This is a genomic window from Paraburkholderia sp. A3BS-1L, assembly GCF_051125215.1.
Taxonomy (GTDB): domain Bacteria; phylum Pseudomonadota; class Gammaproteobacteria; order Burkholderiales; family Burkholderiaceae; genus Paraburkholderia.
On the sequence record NZ_CP120445.1, the window covers coordinates 542,695 to 560,636 of the forward strand.

Annotated in this window: 14 protein-coding genes; 8 read left to right on the forward strand and 6 right to left on the reverse strand. The window is 64.5% G+C overall.

The window, feature by feature from the left end; genetic code table 11:
* Positions 1-2: 2 nt before the first annotated feature.
* Both P5W99_RS33185 and P5W99_RS33190 read right to left on the reverse strand, forming a co-directional pair.
* Positions 3-791 carry an SDR family NAD(P)-dependent oxidoreductase gene (locus tag P5W99_RS33185; protein ID WP_421028084.1) on the reverse strand — a complete coding sequence of 263 codons (789 nt, stop codon included), beginning with the start codon at positions 789-791 and terminating at the stop codon, positions 3-5.
* A complete protein-coding gene (locus P5W99_RS33190) occupies positions 788-1,687 on the reverse strand; it encodes an alpha/beta fold hydrolase (RefSeq protein WP_421028085.1) in 900 nt (299 codons plus the stop codon). Before P5W99_RS33190 ends, P5W99_RS33185 begins: the two co-directional genes overlap by 4 nt.
* Positions 1,688-1,843: 156 nt before the next feature.
* Here P5W99_RS33190 and P5W99_RS33195 point away from each other — a divergent pair, with 156 nt between their 5' ends.
* From P5W99_RS33195 to dmpG, 6 genes are all read left to right on the forward strand, one after another.
* On the forward strand, positions 1,844-2,674 hold the full coding sequence (locus P5W99_RS33195) for an SDR family oxidoreductase (RefSeq protein WP_421028086.1): 831 nt from the start codon (positions 1,844-1,846) through the stop codon (positions 2,672-2,674).
* A 247-nt stretch (positions 2,675-2,921) separates the two neighbouring features.
* On the forward strand, positions 2,922-4,487 hold the full coding sequence (locus P5W99_RS33200; RefSeq protein WP_421028087.1) for a DUF1302 domain-containing protein: 1,566 nt from the start codon (positions 2,922-2,924) through the stop codon (positions 4,485-4,487).
* 78 nt (positions 4,488-4,565) lie between these two features.
* Positions 4,566-5,945 (forward strand): DUF1329 domain-containing protein, encoded by a 1,380-nt coding sequence (locus P5W99_RS33205; protein WP_421028088.1) that lies wholly within the window; start codon positions 4,566-4,568, stop codon positions 5,943-5,945.
* Between the two features lie 92 nt (positions 5,946-6,037).
* Entirely contained in the window at positions 6,038-6,820 is a 783-nt protein-coding gene (locus tag P5W99_RS33210; protein ID WP_421028089.1) for a fumarylacetoacetate hydrolase family protein, read from the forward strand.
* Positions 6,821-6,882: 62 nt separating this feature from the next.
* Positions 6,883-7,773 (forward strand): acetaldehyde dehydrogenase (acetylating), encoded by an 891-nt coding sequence (locus tag P5W99_RS33215; RefSeq protein WP_421028090.1) that lies wholly within the window; start codon positions 6,883-6,885, stop codon positions 7,771-7,773.
* A gap of 22 nt (positions 7,774-7,795) precedes the next feature.
* Complete coding sequence (dmpG, locus tag P5W99_RS33220) at positions 7,796-8,872, forward strand: 4-hydroxy-2-oxovalerate aldolase (protein ID WP_421028091.1); 1,077 nt, start codon at positions 7,796-7,798, stop codon at positions 8,870-8,872.
* A 250-nt stretch (positions 8,873-9,122) separates the two neighbouring features.
* Here dmpG and P5W99_RS33225 read toward each other — a convergent pair whose 3' ends face one another.
* Together P5W99_RS33225 and speB are read right to left on the reverse strand one after the other, a co-directional pair.
* Positions 9,123-10,646, reverse strand: coding sequence for a purine-cytosine permease family protein (locus P5W99_RS33225; protein WP_421028092.1), 1,524 nt, complete (start codon positions 10,644-10,646; stop codon positions 9,123-9,125).
* An 84-nt stretch (positions 10,647-10,730) separates the two neighbouring features.
* The gene (speB, locus tag P5W99_RS33230) at positions 10,731-11,684 is read right to left on the reverse strand and encodes an agmatinase (protein ID WP_421028093.1); all 954 of its coding nucleotides are present in this window, start codon (positions 11,682-11,684) and stop codon (positions 10,731-10,733) included.
* 150 nt (positions 11,685-11,834) lie between these two features.
* On the opposite strand from speB, the gene P5W99_RS33235 reads away from it, so the two are divergent.
* Entirely contained in the window at positions 11,835-12,752 is a 918-nt protein-coding gene (locus P5W99_RS33235) for a LysR family transcriptional regulator (RefSeq protein WP_434665507.1), read from the forward strand.
* A gap of 364 nt (positions 12,753-13,116) precedes the next feature.
* On the forward strand, positions 13,117-14,253 hold the full coding sequence (locus P5W99_RS33240) for a YncE family protein (protein ID WP_421028095.1): 1,137 nt from the start codon (positions 13,117-13,119) through the stop codon (positions 14,251-14,253).
* 53 nt (positions 14,254-14,306) lie between these two features.
* Here the strand turns inward: P5W99_RS33240 and P5W99_RS33245 are convergent, their stop codons facing one another.
* Together P5W99_RS33245 and P5W99_RS33250 are read right to left on the reverse strand one after the other, a co-directional pair.
* Positions 14,307-15,389 carry a Rieske 2Fe-2S domain-containing protein gene (locus P5W99_RS33245; RefSeq protein ID WP_421028096.1) on the reverse strand — a complete coding sequence of 361 codons (1,083 nt, stop codon included), beginning with the start codon at positions 15,387-15,389 and terminating at the stop codon, positions 14,307-14,309.
* 85 nt (positions 15,390-15,474) lie between these two features.
* On the reverse strand, positions 15,475-17,928 hold the full coding sequence (locus tag P5W99_RS33250) for an efflux RND transporter permease subunit (RefSeq protein WP_421028097.1): 2,454 nt from the start codon (positions 17,926-17,928) through the stop codon (positions 15,475-15,477).
* Positions 17,929-17,942: the final 14 nt, after the last annotated feature.

The following is a 17,942-nucleotide window of genomic DNA, read 5'->3' on the forward strand; positions in this document are numbered from 1 at the left end:
TCCTAGCGCGCGGTATAGCCGCCGTCGATCACGAGTTCCGCGCCGGTCACATAACGGCCCGCCGGCGAGACGAGATACAGGATGCCCGACGCGATGTCCTGCGGGTCGCCGATCTTCGCGAGCGGCACGGCCTGCGCCAATTGCCCGAAAATCTGGTCGGGGTCACCGATCTTCCGGAACGCCTCCTCGAGCAGCGGCGTGCGAATGTAACCCGGATGCACCGAATTCGCGCGAATGTTCTTCGCGGCGTAAAGCATCGCGTCGGTCTTCGCCATCAGGCGCACGGCGCCCTTCGAGGCGTGATACGCAGGCACGTCCGGCCCGCCCACGAGCCCGTACATCGACGAGACATTCACAATCGAGCCGCCGCCCGCCTGCTGCATGGCTGGAATCGCGTACTTGGTGCACAGGAATACACCCGTCACATTCACGTCCATCACCTGACGCCACTGCTCGAGCGTGATCTCGTGCGTGGGCACGTTCGCGCCTTCGATGCCCGCATTGTTCACCAGCACATCGAGCCGGCCGAAGCGCGCGACGATCTCGCCGAACACGCGCTGCACGTCCACTTCCTGCGTCACGTCGAGCCGCCAGAAATGGGCCTTGCCGCCCGCCGCGACGATCTCGGCCGCAAGCGCCTCGCCTTCCGGCAACACATCGAGCACCGCAATGGCCGCACCCGCCGAGGCGAGCGTGCGTGCGGTCTGCGCGCCAATGCCGCGCGCGGAACCCGTGATCGCGGCGACCTTGCCGCTGAGGTCGAAGAGTTGCTGTGCGAGCGTGTTGCTCATGTCGTCTCCTTGTCTCGTGTCTTGCTCGTGCGTTCCGCGTGACCGGCGCCCTTGCGCAGATCGGCGAGAAAATCCACGCATTCGCGATTGAAGTATTCGCGGTGCTCCACCATCACCCAATGCCCGCAGCGATTCATCAGCACGAAGCGCGCGTCCTCGCATTGCTCGAGAAACTGCATCGCGCCGCTCACCGGATTGAAGCGGTCCTGCGTGCCCCAGAAGCCCAGCACCGGGCAGCGCAATTCCACGAGGCGCTCCGTGAGGTTGGGCACGCGCATGGTCGAAAGCACTTCGGGCGGCTGCGTTTCGCAGACCTTCAGGCGCTCCTCCACGAGCGCGTCCGTCACGAGCGCGCGATCGTGCACCAGCAGTTCCAGCAGATAGCGCATGGTCTGCCGGTTCATCTGACGATTGGTGAAGAGCGACACCATCTTCTGGATGCCTTCCATGCGAAAGTAGGTCTCGCGCTCCTCCACGCCGCCGGGCGCCATCATGATGAGCGCCTCCACGTCGTCCGGATAATCGAGCGCGTATTTCAGCGCAATCGCGCCGCCCAGCGAATTGCCGAGCAGCGTGGCGCGGCCCGCGCCCAGCGCCACGAGTTGCTCGCGCAGCGCCGCGACGAAGAAGTCGAGCGTGTATTCGGCGTCGGCGGGCTTTGACGACGCGCCGTAGCCCGGCAGGTCAACCACGATGACGCGGTGGCCCGCCGCCGCGATGGGCGCGTAATTATGGCGAAAGTTGCTAAGGCCGCTCGCGCCGGGGCCGCTGCCGTGGATGAACACCACGGGCTCGCCGCTGCCGGCTTCGAAATGATGCAGCCTCAGGCCGCTCGGCACATCGGTGAAAGATCCGATGGTGCCGGCGGGTAGAGCGATGTTCGGCGTTGTCGTCATGCGCTTGTCTCCTGTTCTCATGCCGATCATCGGGGGCGCGAACGTGCGCCGCATCGTCTTTTCAGACTAAGAAACGCCCCGGCATTTCCCCTACCATCGCCTCGACACTTACCCGCCCATATCGGCGCCGATCGGCGCATTCAGGAGACGAGGCCCATGGCACCCTTTGATTTCAGCGGCAAGACCGTGCTCGTGACAGGCGGCACGCGGGGCATCGGCGCGGCGATCGCGCAGGCGTTCCAGCGCGCGGGCGCGACCGTCTACGTCTGCGGACGCAGCGTGTCGGAAAACGCGGACGCCCACACAAACCACCTCACCGACAACAGCACGGACGCCGATACCCCCACTACGCCGCCGCTGCGCGCGCTCGCCGCCGACGTGCGCGACATCGACGCCATCGACGCGCTCATCGCGCGCATCGAGGCCGAGACCGGCCGGCTCGACGTGGTCGTGAGCAACGCGGGCGGCGCGCCGTTCGCGCTCGCCGCGCAGGCGTCGCCGCGCTTCACGGAGTCGGTGATCCGGCTGAACCTGATTGCGCCGCTGTGGCTCGCACAGCGCGCCAACGCCGTGATGCAGCGCCAGGCCGAAGGCGGCGTGCTGCTTTTCGTGGGCAGCGTGAGCGGCCTGCGGCCTTCGCCCGGCACAGCCGCCTATGGGGCCGCGAAAGCCGGCGTGATCAACGCCGTGCGCTCGCTCGCCGTCGAATGGGCGCCCAAGGTGCGCGTGGCGGCGGTGAGCCCGAGCCTCGTGCACACCGATGCCGCCACAGCGGACCACGTAGGCGAAGCGGGTTTGCACGCAGCGGCGGCCACCGTGCCCGCAAGGCGCCTCGCCACGCCCACGGACGTGGCCAATGCCTGCCTCTTTCTCGCTTCCGCGCATGCGTCGTATGCATCGGGATCGAATCTCGTGCTCGAAGGCGGCGGCGAGGTGCCCGCCTTTCTCGCGGCCACCGAAGCGGGCAAGGCGCTCGGTCAGGCATAAGCACCGGTAAGCGCACGCGGCGCGGCCACGTTCCCGACACTGAGGGGAACCAACTAGTCCGTATTGACGATTCTCACCACGCACAAGCGCCCTAACCTCTGTCGACAACAAAGCCCCCGGTTCGCAAGACGGCCTCAGGGACGAACCTTCGAAGCGCCGCGGCAGAACATTGCAACGCCATTAGAGCCACGAAAGAGCCACGAAAGAGCCAGCACAGCGCCATCACGGAGCCAACAGAGGAGACACAATGAGAATCGACACACCGCGTGCGTTACGACCGATCACCGCCGCCTGCCGGCTCGCCCTTGCAGCCGCGTGCGTGAGCGCCGCAACGAGCGCGTGGGCGGGTGACCAGATCGACTTCGGCAACAACACCACGCTCGACTACAACTTCACGCTCGGCTACGGGCTCGGCATGCGCACGCGCGCAGCCAGCGGCGATCTGCTCGGCCCGACCAACATCAACGGCGACGACGGCGACCGCAACTTCCAGAAGGCCGGCAAACTGATGGAGAACCAGGTCAACATCCTGGGCGAGGTCAATCTCAAGCACGACGACTGGGGCGTGTTCGTGCGCGCGGATGCGTTCTACGACCAGGTCTATCACCGTCCGAACTACAACGACGCGCCGTTCACGGTCAACCATTCCGGCACCTACAACCAGTTCACGGGCGACACGAGCTACTGGGCCGGCGCGCGAACGCAACTGCTCGCGGCCTACGTGTACAACACCTTCCATATCGGCCAGACCAACCTCAATGTGAAGGTGGGCGACCAGGTGCTGGCGTGGGGCGAAAGCGTGTTCTTCCCGAACATCGCGGGCGCGCAAGGCCCCGCCGACGCCACCAAGTCGTACGTGGCAGGCGCCGAAGTGAAGGACATCCTGCTGCCGGTTCCGCAGATCTCCTCGCAATGGCAGATCACCCCCGACTTCAGCGTGATGGCCTACTGGCAGTTCGCGTTCCAGCACAACCAGCTCACCGCGCCGGGCAGCTACTTCAGCTACTCGGACATCGTTGGGCCAGGCGCGCAGTTCCTGATCGGGCCGGGCGGGATGATCATTCCGCGCGGCGGCGACATCAAGCCGAGCAACTACGACCAGTGGGGCGTGGGTGCGCGCTGGCGCGTGGCCGGCTCCACCGAGATCGGCGCGTACTACCTGCACTACAACGACATGAACCCGAGTGTCGTGTTCAGCTACTACCCGACGATCCAGTACCAGCAAAAGTACTTCGATCACATCAAGCTGACCGGCCTGAGCTTCTCGACAGACCTGGCCGGCGCGAACGTCGCCGGCGAAACCTCGTACCGACAGGGCGCGGCCGTGCTCGTGAACGCGCCCTCGGGCCCGACGGCCACGCGCGGCGACGTCTGGCAGTCGAACCTTTCCGCGATCTATGCGACCGGGCCGACGTGGCTCGCCGCCTCGCAAACGCTGGTTGCCGAAGTGTCGTACGTGCACACCGGCAACGTCACGCCGGTGTACGGCTCGACCACGCTCGCAAACTCGCGCAACGCAGCGGCCTTCGAAGTGGCCTGGACGCTCAGCTACAAGAACGTCTTCAATGGCTGGGATCTCGACGTGCCGCTCACCTACTCCGACGATTTCACGGGCACCTCCGCGCTCGCGGGCGCACTCGGTTCGCTTACCGGCGTGGGCGACCACCGCGTCACGGTGGGCGTGAACTTCACGCGCCTCTCGAACCTCAAGCTCGGGCTGGTCTACGCGAAGTTTCTGGGCAAGCCCGACCCCAACATGCGTCAGCTAGCCGATCGCGATTACGTTCTCGCTACCGCCACGTACTCCTTCTGAAGCCATGGCGCCGTACGGTTCGGCGCCCGCTTTCGAGGTGTTTGATCCAGCCGTATCTTTACTGCAAGAGGAATGGATATGAGTCGCACTTTTCACTACGCCATGCAAGCCTGCGCCATCGCCGCAGGCGTCGCGCTTGCCACCGGCTCGTTCGCGAAGACGAGCGCCGAAGACATCGCCAAGCTCGATACCACGCTCACGCCGTTCGGCGCCGAGCGCGCCGGCAACGCGGACGGCACGATCCCGGCCTGGACAGGCAAGTGGGTCGGCGCGCCGTCGAGCGTGAACTACAAGCCGGGCGAGCGCTACCCCGACCCGTACGCAAGCGACAAGCCGCTCTTCACGATCACTGCGCAAAACATGGATCAGTACGCAGCGCGACTCACCGACGGCGAAAAGGCGCTCTTCAGGAAGTACCCGGATACGTTCAAGATCACCGTCTACCCGAGTCACCGCGACTTCGGCGCGCCCGAGTCCACGTACAAGGCGATCAAGGAATACGCGCCCAACACCACGATGACGAAGGACCAGAACGGCCTGAAGGACTTCCCGCCCGGGGCGCCCTTCCCGGTGCCGAAGAACGGCGTGGAGGCCATGTGGAATCTGCGCTTCTCCTCGATGATCGAGTCGGAGAACGCGACCTACGACCAGGCCGTGGTCTACCCGGACGGCAATATCGCATGGGGCAAGGTGAAGTATTCGATCTATGGCCCGCGCGCAGGCGAGCCATACGATCCCAAAAGCAATCTCAACGGCATGAGCTTCTTCCGCATGACCGTTGCACTGCCGCTTTCCGACCGCGGCACCATCATTACGGGTTACGAAATGTGGGACCAGACCGGCTCCGACACTCGCCGCACATGGACCTATAACCCGGGCACGCGGCGCGTGCGCCAGTCGCCGGAGTTCGGCTTCGACCAGCCCCAGGGGCCGGGCGGCTTCCGCACCGTAGACGACGACCGTCTCTTCAACGGCTCGGGCGAGCGCTACGACTGGAAGATCGTCGGCAAGCGCGAAGTCTACGTACCGTACGACAACTACAAGCTGATGGATCCGTCGGTCAAGTACGCGGCGCTACTCACGAAGGGCCATGAAGACATGCAGTACATGCGCTTCGAGTTGCATCGCGTATGGGTGCTCCAGGCCACGCTGAAACCGGGCTTCCGCCACCAGTACGCCAAGCGCGTGATCTATCTGGACGAGGACACCTGGGCTGCCGTGGCCGCCGACAACTATGACGCGCGCGGCACCTTGTGGCGCACCAACTTCGCGCCCACGGTCTACGCCTTCGACGCCAAGACCTTCTATTCGACCTCGGTGTTCTATCACGACCTGATCTCGGGCGCCTATTACGCCGACCGCTTGTCGAACCAGGAGCCAATGCCGGTCCTGACGCCCACCACGCAGACGAACGAAGCCTACTACTCGCCGGACGCGATCCGCGGCGACGGCGTCTGACGCGTTCCTTTCGCGAGCTTGCCCGCATGCCTCAAGCCCATGCCTGAGCGTATGCGGGCTTTTTTTCCTCATTCACGATGAACGCCACCGACATGACCCCTGCCCAACACGCCGCGTCAGGCGACGCGCTTTATGAGGCCTGGCTCGAACGCATGCCGATCGCGCCGCTCACCTCGCGCCTGCCCGAACTCGCGCTCGCCGACGCTTACCGCATCCAGCAGCACTACATCGCGCGCCGCATGGCAGCGGGCGCTGCCGTGGTCGGCAAGAAGATCGGCGTAACCAGCAAGGCCGTGCAGGACATGCTCGACGTGCGCCAGCCCGACTTCGGCATGCTGCTCTCCGACATGCAGTACGCAAGCGGTGCGGCGATTCCCGCCAACACGCTGATCCAGCCGCGCGCCGAAGGCGAGATCGCGTTCTACCTGCGCCGAGATCTGCGCGGCCCGGGCGTCGACCGCGCAGCGGTGCTCGAAGCAACCGAAGCCGTGGGCGCGTGCTTCGAGATCGTCGATTCGCGCATCCGCGACTGGGCAATCCGCATCGGCGACACCGTGGCCGATAACGCCTCGAGCGGCGTCTACGTGCTCGGCTCCGAACGCGTTGCACCGCATGACGTCGAGCTCGACGCGTGCCGCATGCGCATCGAGAAAAACGGCGTCAACGCAGGCGTTGGCGTGGGCGCGGCCGCGCTCGGCCACCCCGCCGACGCCGTGGCCTGGCTCGCCAACACGCTCGGCGAACTCGGCATGCCGCTGCTCGCGGGAGAAGTCGTGCTCTCGGGCGCGCTGGCCGCGCTGATTCCGGTGGGTGCGGGCGACCGGCTCTCGATGCGTATCGAAGGCATTGGCGGCTGCGAGGTGTGCTTCGTTTGAACGAAGCGTCAATCATCCGGAATCCGAATTGCTTTGAAGACCCCATGAACAAGGAAAAATCCATGAGCAAAATTCAATGCGCGCTGATCGGCCCCGGCAACATCGGCACCGATCTGCTCTACAAGCTGCGCCGCAGCGCCGTGCTCGAACCGGTCTGGATGGTCGGCGTCGACCCGACCTCCGAGGGACTCGCGCGCGCCCAGGCACTGGGCCTGAAGACAACGTCCGAAGGCATCGACGGTCTGCTGCATCACCTGGAAGCCGATGGGATCCGCATCGCCTTCGACGCGACCTCGGCCTACGCGCACCGCGAGCACTCCGACAAACTGACCGCACGCGGCGTGCGCGTGATCGACCTCACGCCCGCCGCCATCGGTCCGTTCTGCGTGCCGCCCGTGAATCTGGGCGAGCGCCTGGGCGACACGCTCAATGTCAACATGGTCACTTGCGGCGGCCAGGCCACCATCCCCATCGTGCACGCGGTCGCGCGCGTGCAGCCCGTAGCCTACGGCGAGATCGTCGCGACGGTGTCCTCGCGCTCAGTCGGCCCCGGCACGCGCAAGAACATCGACGAATTCACGCGCACCACGGCGCGCGCGATCGAAATGGTCGGCGGCGCGAAGCGCGGCAAGGCGATTATCGTGATCAATCCGGCCGAGCCGCCACTCATCATGCGCGACACGATCCACTGCCTCACCGAGGATGAACCCAACGTCGAAGCCATCACCGCCTCGGTGCACAAGATGGTGGAAGAAGTGCGCCGCTACGTGCCGGGCTACACGCTCAAGAACGGTCCGGTATTCGACGGCAAGCGCGTTTCCGTATTCATGGAAGTGGCGGGCCTGGGCGATTACCTGCCGCGCTACGCCGGCAACCTCGACATCATGACGGCCGCCGCCGCCCGCACCGGCGAAGTGTTCGCCGAGCAGATGCTCGCCGCCACGACCGCCTGAAACCGACACGATGGGAATCACGATGCAAACCACCAACGCAGCAAGCAACGCAGCCCCCCTGCACCCGCTCGCGGGCACGCACATCACCGTGCACGACATGACGCTGCGCGACGGCATGCACCCGAAGCGCCACCAGATCTCGCTGGACCAGATGCGCAGCATCGCACGCGGACTCGACGCCGCGGGCGTGCCGCTTATCGAAGTCACGCACGGCGACGGCCTGGGCGGCGAATCGGTCAACTACGGCTTTCCCGCGCATAGCGACGAAGCCTACCTCGAAGCCGTGATCGGCGAACTGAAGCAGGCAAAAGTTTCGGCGCTGCTGCTGCCCGGCATCGGCACCGTCGACCATCTGCGCATGGCGTATTCGCTTGGCGTAAACACGATCCGTGTGGCCACGCACTGCACGGAAGCCGACGTTTCCGGCCAGCATATCGGCCTCGCGCGCGAGCTCGGCATGGACACGGTAGGATTCCTGATGATGGCGCACATGGCCCCGCCAGAACTGCTGGTCGAGCAGGCGAAGCTGATGGAATCATATGGCGCGAACTGCATCTACGTCACCGACTCCGCGGGCTACATGCTCCCGCACGATGTGACCGCACGGCTCAAGCCCGTGCGCGACGCACTGCGCCCCGGGACCGAACTGGGCTTTCACGGCCACCACAATCTCGCCATGGGCATTGCGAACTCGCTCGCGGCCATCGAGGCTGGCGCGCGCCGCATCGACGCCGCAGCGGCCGGGCTGGGCGCGGGTGCAGGCAATACGCCCATGGAAGTGTTCGCGGCCGTGTGCGAGCGCATGGGCATCAAGACCGGCGTGGACGTGTTCGCGATCTCCGACGTGGCCGAAGACCTCGTTCTGCCGATCATGGACACGCCCATCCGCGTGGACCGCGACGCGCTTACGCTCGGTTATGCCGGCGTTTATTCGTCGTTCCTGTTGTTCGCGAAGCGCGCCGAGGCGAAGTACGGCGTGCCTGCCCGTGACATCCTCGTCGAGTTGGGCCGCCAGCGCCTCGTGGGGGGGCAGGAGGACATGATCGAAGATACGGCGATCAACATGGCGCGTGCGCGGCGTTTGGCTGTGGCGGCTTGACTGACGAGTCTTGAGTCGTTCCTTTATCGGGCTGCATTGCAGCTCCGCCACGAAACGCGCGCCGGAATTGAACGGTGCGCGTTTTTTAGCACCACTGTCGACCGCCCATGCAACAATTATTCCGCTTTTTTGGTGGCGGGGTCGCCGCGATGCCGTTTGGAATGCGCCCATGCCGGGCGCACATAAAAAAACGCGGCGAGCATATCACCGCGGTTCCTTCAGGGTTCGCGCAAAAGCCGGCTTCGAACGATCAATGCTCCGCCAACTGACGCGCCATCGCCAGGATGTCACGTTCGCCGATCGTGCGGATCACTTTTTCCTCGGCTGCGAGGTCGAGCGAGCGGCTGAGCACGTAATAGGTTGCTCCCGCAACGATCAGACCGACGAGCCAGGCCAGATCGATGCCGCTCATCTGGTGCGCGAAGTAACCCACGAAAATCTCCTTGCCCGACTCGTTGTCGACGATGGAGAAGAACGGGATCATCGCCGCGAAGCCCACCAGGTACGCTGCAATCCCGCGCGCCTGCCACGCGCCGTAAATACCGTTCGGCGTAAAGAAGTGCGTGATCGCGTAGCGGCCCTTGCGCACGAAGAAATAGTCGACCAGATTCACCGCGGTCCAGGGCACGAGGAAATACAGCATCAGCACGAGGAACGTGTTGAGCAGCGCCACGCCGTTGCCCGGAATCGAGAGCGTGCACACGAGCACGATCGCGCTGATCGCGAGCACCGCGCCAACGCGCGCGCGGCGCGTGGGCTGGATCTTGCGGAACGAGTCCACGCCGGTCAGGAGCGTGAGCATCGCGCTATAGGTGTTCAGCGCGATGATGGGCAGGAAGCCCGCCACCGACACCACCACGAGGATCGCGCCGCAGCCCGGGAACAGCTTCGCACCCACCTGGTTGAGCGCGACGAGCGCATCCGTTGCCCGCAGTTGCTGCGCGAGCCACGCGCCCAGGCCAATCATCCACGCGCCCGAGAGCGACGCGCCCAGGAAAATCGCCGAGACCAGCTTCGCTCGGCTCGTGTGCTTCGGCAGATAGCGCGAGTAGTCGGACACGTACGGCGCATACGAGATGTTGTAGCTCGCGCCGATGGCGAACTGCGTGATGAACGCCACCCAGTTGAAGCCCGCATGCGCGCTAGCCGCGCCCACCGCGCTTGCAGCACTCGCCGCGCTGGCACCGCCCTTGCCCACGCCAAACAGCAGCGCCAGCGTCACGAGCGCATAGAGCGGCAGCGTCGCGATCAGCGCCCATTTGAACGCCTTGTGCATGACGTCGTGCCCGAAGACCGCGAGCAGCCCGCCCGCAACCGCCGCGACCACCGCCACCAGCGCCGGGCTCAGCCCGAACACCTCTTTCAGCCCGCTCATGATCAGCGAAACATTGACGACGTTAAAGCCCACGAACACGAAAAGCGTCGCGAGCAGCGCGAGCGCCACGCCGCGATAGCCGAACTGCGCGCGCGACTGGATCATCTGCGGCAGACCCATTTCCGGCCCCTGCGAGCCGTGAAACGCCATGAAGATGGTGCCGAACATGATGCCGAGCGCGCCGCCAAGCGTGGTCCAGCCAGCCGAGAGCCCCATGCTCGGGCCCACGAAGCCGATCGAGATCGTGAAGAAGTGGAAGTTGCCAAGGAACCAGAACGGCCCCTGGCTACTGAGTTTCGCGTGGCGTTCGCTTTCGGGGATGTAGTCGATCGAATGGCTTTCGATCTCGATGCCCTCGTCCCCGGTCGCCGCGTACCCGGCATGCTCGTGTGCTGTCATACAACAAGTCTCCTGATGATTCTGCTCTTCTGCTGCTTCGCTTCTGCTTCGCTTCTGTCTCGCTGCGGCTTCCCTGCTGCCCGCTCACGCGCGGCGCTTCACGCCCGGCAGCACGCAAAGCATTTCGAACGCGAGATTCGCGCCCAAAAGCGCCGTGGTGCCAAACGGGTCATACGGCGGCGCGACTTCCACGAGGTCCGCGCCCACAATGTCGATGCCCCAGGTGCCGCGAATGATTTCGAGCGCCTGCGGCACGGTCAGGCCCGCGATTTCGGGCGTGCCGGTGCCTGGCGCGTAGGCCGGGTCGATGCCGTCGATATCGAAGCTCAGGTAGACCGGGCCGCCCTGCACGCGCGCGCGCACTTCTTCCATCAGCGGCGCGAGCGACTGGTTCCAGCATTCCTCGGCCTGCACGACGCGGAAGCCTTGCTGACGGCACCAGTCGAAGTCCTCGGCCTCGTAGCCCGTGCCGCGCAGACCGATCTGCACCACACGGTTGCAATCCAGCAGCCCTTCTTCGACGGCGCGGCGAAACGGCGTGCCGTGGGCGATCTTCTCGCCGAACATCGTGTCGTTCACGTCCGCATGCGCGTCCACGTGAATCAGGCCCACGGGGCCATGCTTGCGATGGATCGCGCGCAGGATCGGCAACGTGATGGTGTGGTCGCCGCCGAGCGTGATCGGCCGGCAGTCGTGTTCGAGAATGGCGTCGTACGCGTGTTCGATGCGCGTGATCGAATCGGCGAGGTTGTAGGGATTGATCGCCACGTCGCCGATGTCGGCCACTTGCAGCGAGTCGAACGGCGCCGCACGCGTCGCCATGTTATAGGGGCGCAGCAGCACCGACTCGGTGCGGACCTGGCGCGGACCGAAGCGCGCGCCCGTGCGGTTCGAGGTGCCCAGATCGAACGGCACGCCCACGAAGCAGGCGTCGAGACCCTTGGCGTTCTCTACCTGCGGCAGGCGCATCATCGTCGCGATACCGCCGCAGCGCGGCATGACATTGCCCCCGAGGGGCTGGAAATATTGTTCAGACATATCTGCGCTCCACGTTCTCATTGATTCTGCCGGATCATGCGAATCGGCTACAGGCGCAGTTTCAAGCATCCGTCAAACAAAGATAAATAACGATTCCCCACTGTTCACATTGATAAAATGCTATGTATCGAAGAATTCCCCGGAGAAGCCATGCTCGGCAACCTGACCGACCTCGACCTGCGTCTGCTGCGCGTTTTTGTGGCCGTGGTGGAAGCCGGCGGCGTGAGCGTCGCGCAAACGACGCTCAACGTGAGCCAGCCCACCATCAGCGCGCAACTCTCGACGCTCGAGACGCGCCTCGGCTACCGGCTGTGCGAGCGCGGCCGCAGCGGCTTTCGGCTGACCGAAAAAGGCGAGCGCATGTACGAGCTGGCCATCACGCTGCTCGCCGCCGCCGAGGAATTCGCCCTCAAGGCGCGGCACCTCGACCGCAAGCTGGTCGGCACGCTGGCAATCGGCCTGATCGGCCACGCGCCGATCGGCGAGAACGCGCGCATCAGCGAGGCCATCGCCTCGTTCAAGCAGCGCGACGAAGCGGTCCGCTTCTCGATCTCCGTGAAATCGCCGGGCGAGCTCGAAGAGCAACTGCTCAATGGCGACATTCAGATCGCCGTGGGCTATTTCTGGCATCGCGTGCCCACGCTCGAATACACGCCGCTCTTTATCGAGCGGCAGATCGCTTATTGCGGGCGCGGCCATCCGCTGTTCGAGCGCGCAGGCAAGCTCTCGCCCTCCGAGGCCGCCCATCACGAATGGGTCTGGCGCACTTACCCGACGCCAGAGGCGCAACATTCGACGAGCGCGAACAAGGTCACCGCGCAGGCCGACAACATGGAGGCGGTGTCGCTCCTGATTCTCTCGGGCCACCATCTGGGCTACCTGCCGCAGCAGTTCGCGGCGCCGCTCGTGCGCAGCGGGCGGCTCGCGGCGCTCAATCCCGCGAAGCTCGCCTATGAAGTGACGTTTCACATGGTCACCCAGAAGCGCAGCAGCCACGACCCCATCGTGCAGGCCTTCCTCGAAGATTTGAAGAACGCGCATCCGCACGAGCCGATCGGATATCGATGAAACCACTGCGCCGGCACGCTTGCCGTTTTGTTAGTCATGAATTAAAAGAATCAATTAACTCATTTTTTAAAAATTGAAAAATTAAAAGAATAAATAGCCAGATTATGTTTTCAATTTAAATACAATGCTTTCATTAGCCGCACCGTTTGCAAATCCTTCTCAAATTAATCAAAAAAGGATCGACTGAAAATACCATTCCAGCACCCATCATCAACACATTGAAATAAAACATCTTTTACGGATTGCTGCGCCGCCTTCTTTGATCCGGCAATGAAATCTGCTTTCATGCATGCCGCGCTCTAATTTAATGTTTGCATATAGAGCGATCACCAATTTCGACACGCAAACAGAAATGGAGGATGACATGCAAGGACGATTCCGGTCCGCAATTGCGCTCGCCTTGTCAGTGGGCCTGGCGGCGTGCGGCGGCAGCAGCAACAATGGCAGCTCGGCCAGCACCGTTGCCGCGCCCGCAGAGCAGGCGACGATCAAAGTGCCCAATTCGACCAACCCGGCGTTCAGCTTCGACATCAGCTACGTCGACTCCGGCAAGTACTACCTGGCAGACCGCAACAATTCCTCCGTGGATGTCGTCGATACGCACACCAATACGCTCGTCGCGCAAATCAAGGGCGGCTTCACTGGCATCGGCAAAACCACCGATACCTCTGGCCCCGACGGCCTCGTCGGCATTCCCGGCACCAGCACGCTGTACGCGGGCGACGTGAACAACGTCAAGGTTATCGATACGGCGGCGCAGCAGGTGGTGGGCACGATTGCGGTGAGCGACGCGGGCGAGCGCGTGGACGAAGGCTGCTACGACCCCGATGACGACATCGTGATGTTCGCGAGCCCCGGCGACACGCCGCCGTTCACGACCTTCATTTCGAACAAGACCCGCACCGTCATGTCGAAGCTGACGTTCACGACCTCGTCGGGTCTCGAGGCCTGCGCGTATGATCCCAAAACGAAGAGCTTCCTGATCAACAACGACGGTACGCCGGCAAACCCCGAAGGCGAAGTCGATGTGATTCCGGCGGCTTCGGTAGTGGCCGGCACGCCAGCCGTGTCGAGCGTTTATCCGCTTGGCAACTGCTCGCCGACCGGGCTCGCGCTCGGCCCGAACAACGACATGCTGGTGGGCTGCGATCAGCCAGCGGGCCAGAAGCTGGGCTCGCTGATCCTCGACCGCACCACGGGCTCGACGCTCGCCACGGTACCCTTCGGCGGTGTCGATCAGGTGGCCTACGATTCGGTGTCGAACCGCTACTTCCTGCCCGCCCGGCACGAAACGGCGAACGGCACGGCGGCCGACTCGGGATATACGCCGCTGCTCGGCGTAATCGACGGAGCGAGCCGCAAGCTCATTGCGCAGGTTCCGGTCGGCAACGGCGTGCACTCGGTGGCCGTGGATGGCGCAACCAATCAGGTCTACGTGCCGTTCCAACCCGGCGCAACCAACTTCCCGTTTGGCGGCATCCTCGTGTTCAACGCGCATTAAACGAATCGGGCGCGGCTGTTCGGGCCGCGCCCCTGCTTTCCAGCACATTTTTTCTATGCCCGGCTTTCGAACACGTGATGCAGCGGCGGCACCGAACCGCCCTCGTCCACCTTGATCTCGAAGACCTTGCGTGCGCGGGTCGCGGGCCGCACGTCGGCGGCATCGAGGTAAAACTGGTTGTACCAGTCGCGCATCTGATAGAGCGGACCATCGCCTTCGCAGAGCAGCGGATTGTCGATGCGGGTCTTGCTGTCCCAGATCGCCACGTCTTCATAGAACGCCGCCTGCGCCTGGGCCACATAGGCGCGCGCAATCTCCATGTTCTGTTCTTCCGGGAGACCCGGAATTTTCTTGACCATCACGCCATAGCGCAGCTCAAAGCTGTTCATGTCGATGGGCACGTGGCAGTTCAGCAGGATCGAGTTGATCGGGTGACCGCCGCTGGTTCCCGACATCTCCGTGATGTGATATGCCGGGCCGAAATAGGTGGAGAGCGCGATCAGTTCGTCGTCGCCGAGCCGCGCGCTGCGGCCCACCAGCAATTGCGTGGCCTTGTGATCTTCGAACAGATTCGCGAAGTAGTCCACCGGCGCGCCGTGCACGGTCGCGAAATGCGCCATGTCGGAAATGTTGTCCACCAGTTCGCGGCAGTTCGTGCCGATCACCATCTTGTCCACGACCCAGTCGGACCACTCGTCCGATTCGCACGCGGCGATGGGCGGGATCGCCACGCTCTCGGGCGGCTCGCCGCCTTCGGGATCGTGCCAGACGAACAGCAGCTTGTTCTGCTCGCAGGTTCGCCACGCGCCGATCTTTGCCTTGGGCGGAATGCGCTTGCAATAGGGAATGGACTGGCATTGACCATCGCCATCCCATTGCCAGCCGTGGAACGGACACACGAGCGTGTCGCCTTCCACGCGGCCGGTCGAGAGGTCCGCGCCCATGTGCGGGCAATAGCCGTCCACCACGCGAATCTGGCCCGTAGAATCGGCGAATGCGGCCAGCCGCTTGCCGAACACGTTGAGCGTATGCGGCCTGCCGTCCCGATAGTCGTTCGCGAGCCCGAGGCAGTGCCAGCCACGGGCATAGCGCTGCACGAGCGGCTGCGCTTCGATCTTGTACGGACGTGCGGACATAGGGTTCTCCTTCCTTGAGTGGACGCCGCACGTTTTTTCCGCGCGGCGCGTGCTTCACGTTATTCAGTGATGTTGATGAATGGCTTCAGGGGCGTGCATGCGCGGGTTCTTTCACGCTCGCGTGAAGGGCTGCGGCCTCGGCGCTCGTTGCGGTGGCGGCGTTCGCGGCACGCTCGCCCACGCGCCGCTCCGCGCGCTCCACGCCCAGCCAGGCGGCGAGCGCGGGCAGCAGGAACACCGCGCCGAACAGGTTCACGAGGAACATGAACGCGAGCAGTACGCCCATGTCCACCTGGAACTTGAGCGCGGAACCTGCCCACGTGCCCACGCCGATGAACATCGTGGCCGCCGTGAAGAGGGCTGCGGTGCCGCGCTGGCGCATCGCCTCGCCGAACGCCTCGGGCAGGCTCGCGCCCGCGCGCACTTCGTGTTGCAGGCGCTCGTAGAGATAGATGCCGTAATCGACGCCCACGCCTACGCCCAGCGTAATCACCGGCAGCGTCGCCACCTTCAGGCCGATGCCGAGCTTCGCCATCACCGCATTGCAGAGGATCGAGACGATCGTGAGCGGCACGATCACGCACAGCACCGCCCGCCACGAGCGGAAGGTCACGAGGCACAGCAGCGCGATAGCGCCGAAGATCGAAAGCAGCATGGCGATCTCGGCGTCGGCCACGGCCTCATTGGTGGCCGCCATCACGCCCACGTTGCCGCCCGCGAGGTGGAAGGCCACGCCCCTGGTCTGGTCCTCGGCCGCGAAGCGCTTGATCTCGTCGACGATGTGCGCGATCGTGCTGCCCTCGTGGTTGTCGGTGTAGATGAGCACCTGAATCGCCTGGCAGTTCTCCGTGTTCATGCCGCTATCGGGGTCGAACGCGCTCGAACCCTGCGTGAGGCCATCAGCCGAGCGCGGCAGCGAGGCCCAGCGCGGGTTGCCTTCGTTGAACGCGGCAATCGACACCTTCGCGAGCGACGGCACGCTCACCACCGACTGCACGCCGGCCACGCCGCGCATCTGCATCTCGAAGCGCTCGATGGCGCTCATGACCGGGTAATGGAGGCAGGCGTCGTCGTAGCCCTGGGTCGCCACGATCACGGCGAGCGCATCGACACCAATGTTGTACTGGCTCGTGATGCGCGCGTTATCCATGTTGTAGCGCGAGTTCGCGCGCAGTTCGGGCGCGCCCGAGCCGATGTCGCCAATCTGCAGGCCGCGCGAGGCTTGTGTGCCGAACGCGAGCAGCACGAGCGCCGCCGCGAACACGCCCAGCGCGGGCAGTGGCCTTGCGAACACGCCGAAGCGCGCCCAGCCGCCGCTCTGTGCATGTGCCGCGCCGCGCTGCGCACGCGCAAGCGCGCTGCGCTCCAGCTGCGTGTACGAAAGCAGGATCGGCAGGAACACCTTGTTCGTGACGATCATCAGCAGCACGCCGAGGCAGGCGGTAATGCCCAGTTCGCGTACGATGTCGATCTGGATGCGCATGATGACCATGAAGCCCAGCGCATTCGTGAGCAGCGCCACGGTGCCCGGCACGAACAGCTTTCGGAACGCGTCGCGCGCGGCGTCGACCGATGAAAGACCCGTGGCCAACGCCTGCTTCCACGCATTGGTCATCTGCACCGCGTGCGAGACGCCGATCGAGAAAATCAGGAACGGCACGAGGATCGACATCGGGTCGATGCCAAGACCGAGCATCGGCAGCGCGCCCAGCAGCCAGACAACCGGCAGCAGCGCGACGCACAGCGCGAGCGCCGTGGTCTTGAGCGAGCGGGTGTAGGCGAGCAGCAGCACGGCGGTCACCGCGAAGGCGATGCCGAAGAACACCATCACGCCCGCGATGCCCGACTCCACGTCGCCCACGAGCTTGGCAAAGCCGATAATGTCCACTTCGACATTCCGATTGGCGTAGCGCGCGCGAATCTGTTCGAGTTGCTTCGCCACCGAGCCATAGTCGAGCCGCTTGCCGGTGGTGGGATCGGTCTCGCGCAGTTCTGCGCGAATCAGCGCGGCCTTGAGGTCGTTGCTCACGAGCCGGCCGATCTGGCCCGAGCGCGCCACGTTGCGGCGCACCTTCGCGAGATCCTCAGGGTTGGCGCTGCTGAACTGGCCGGGCACCACCACGTCGCCGCGAAAGCCCGCTTCGGTCACTTCCGTGTAGCGCACGTTCGGCGTGAAGAGCGAGAACACGCGCGAGCGGTTCACGCCGGGGATGAAGAACACGTCGTCGGTGGCGTGGCGCAGTTCGTCCATGAACTGCTCGTTATAGATGTCGCCCTGTCCCTTCCAGCGCAGGCTCACGAGCACGGTGTTCGCGCCGGGGAATGCGCTGGCATAGCGGTTGAACACCTGCATGTACGGGTGTTCCATCGGGATCATCTTGTTGAAGCCCGGGTCGAGCCGCAGACGCGTGGCCGACACGCCGAAGGCGGCGGTCAGCGCGAGGCACACTGCGAGCAGCACGAGGCGGTGGCGCATGATGGCGCCGGCACAGCGGTCGACGAAGCGCGCGAGCGCGGTGGAGCGGGTAGAGGCGGTCATAGTGCGTCTCACAA

Coding starts and splice junctions, on each gene's coding strand:
- P5W99_RS33185 (WP_421028084.1), bottom strand. CDS start 791: ATGAGCAACACGCTCGCACAGCAACTCTTCGACCTCAGCGGCAAGGTC.
- P5W99_RS33190 (WP_421028085.1), bottom strand. CDS start 1,687: ATGACGACAACGCCGAACATCGCTCTACCCGCCGGCACCATCGGATCT.
- P5W99_RS33195 (WP_421028086.1), top strand. CDS start 1,844: ATGGCACCCTTTGATTTCAGCGGCAAGACCGTGCTCGTGACAGGCGGC.
- P5W99_RS33200 (WP_421028087.1), top strand. CDS start 2,922: ATGAGAATCGACACACCGCGTGCGTTACGACCGATCACCGCCGCCTGC.
- P5W99_RS33205 (WP_421028088.1), top strand. CDS start 4,566: ATGAGTCGCACTTTTCACTACGCCATGCAAGCCTGCGCCATCGCCGCA.
- P5W99_RS33210 (WP_421028089.1), top strand. CDS start 6,038: ATGACCCCTGCCCAACACGCCGCGTCAGGCGACGCGCTTTATGAGGCC.
- P5W99_RS33215 (WP_421028090.1), top strand. CDS start 6,883: ATGAGCAAAATTCAATGCGCGCTGATCGGCCCCGGCAACATCGGCACC.
- dmpG (WP_421028091.1), top strand. CDS start 7,796: ATGCAAACCACCAACGCAGCAAGCAACGCAGCCCCCCTGCACCCGCTC.
- P5W99_RS33225 (WP_421028092.1), bottom strand. CDS start 10,646: ATGACAGCACACGAGCATGCCGGGTACGCGGCGACCGGGGACGAGGGC.
- speB (WP_421028093.1), bottom strand. CDS start 11,684: ATGTCTGAACAATATTTCCAGCCCCTCGGGGGCAATGTCATGCCGCGC.
- P5W99_RS33235 (WP_434665507.1), top strand. CDS start 11,835: ATGCTCGGCAACCTGACCGACCTCGACCTGCGTCTGCTGCGCGTTTTT.
- P5W99_RS33240 (WP_421028095.1), top strand. CDS start 13,117: ATGCAAGGACGATTCCGGTCCGCAATTGCGCTCGCCTTGTCAGTGGGC.
- P5W99_RS33245 (WP_421028096.1), bottom strand. CDS start 15,389: ATGTCCGCACGTCCGTACAAGATCGAAGCGCAGCCGCTCGTGCAGCGC.
- P5W99_RS33250 (WP_421028097.1), bottom strand. CDS start 17,928: ATGACCGCCTCTACCCGCTCCACCGCGCTCGCGCGCTTCGTCGACCGC.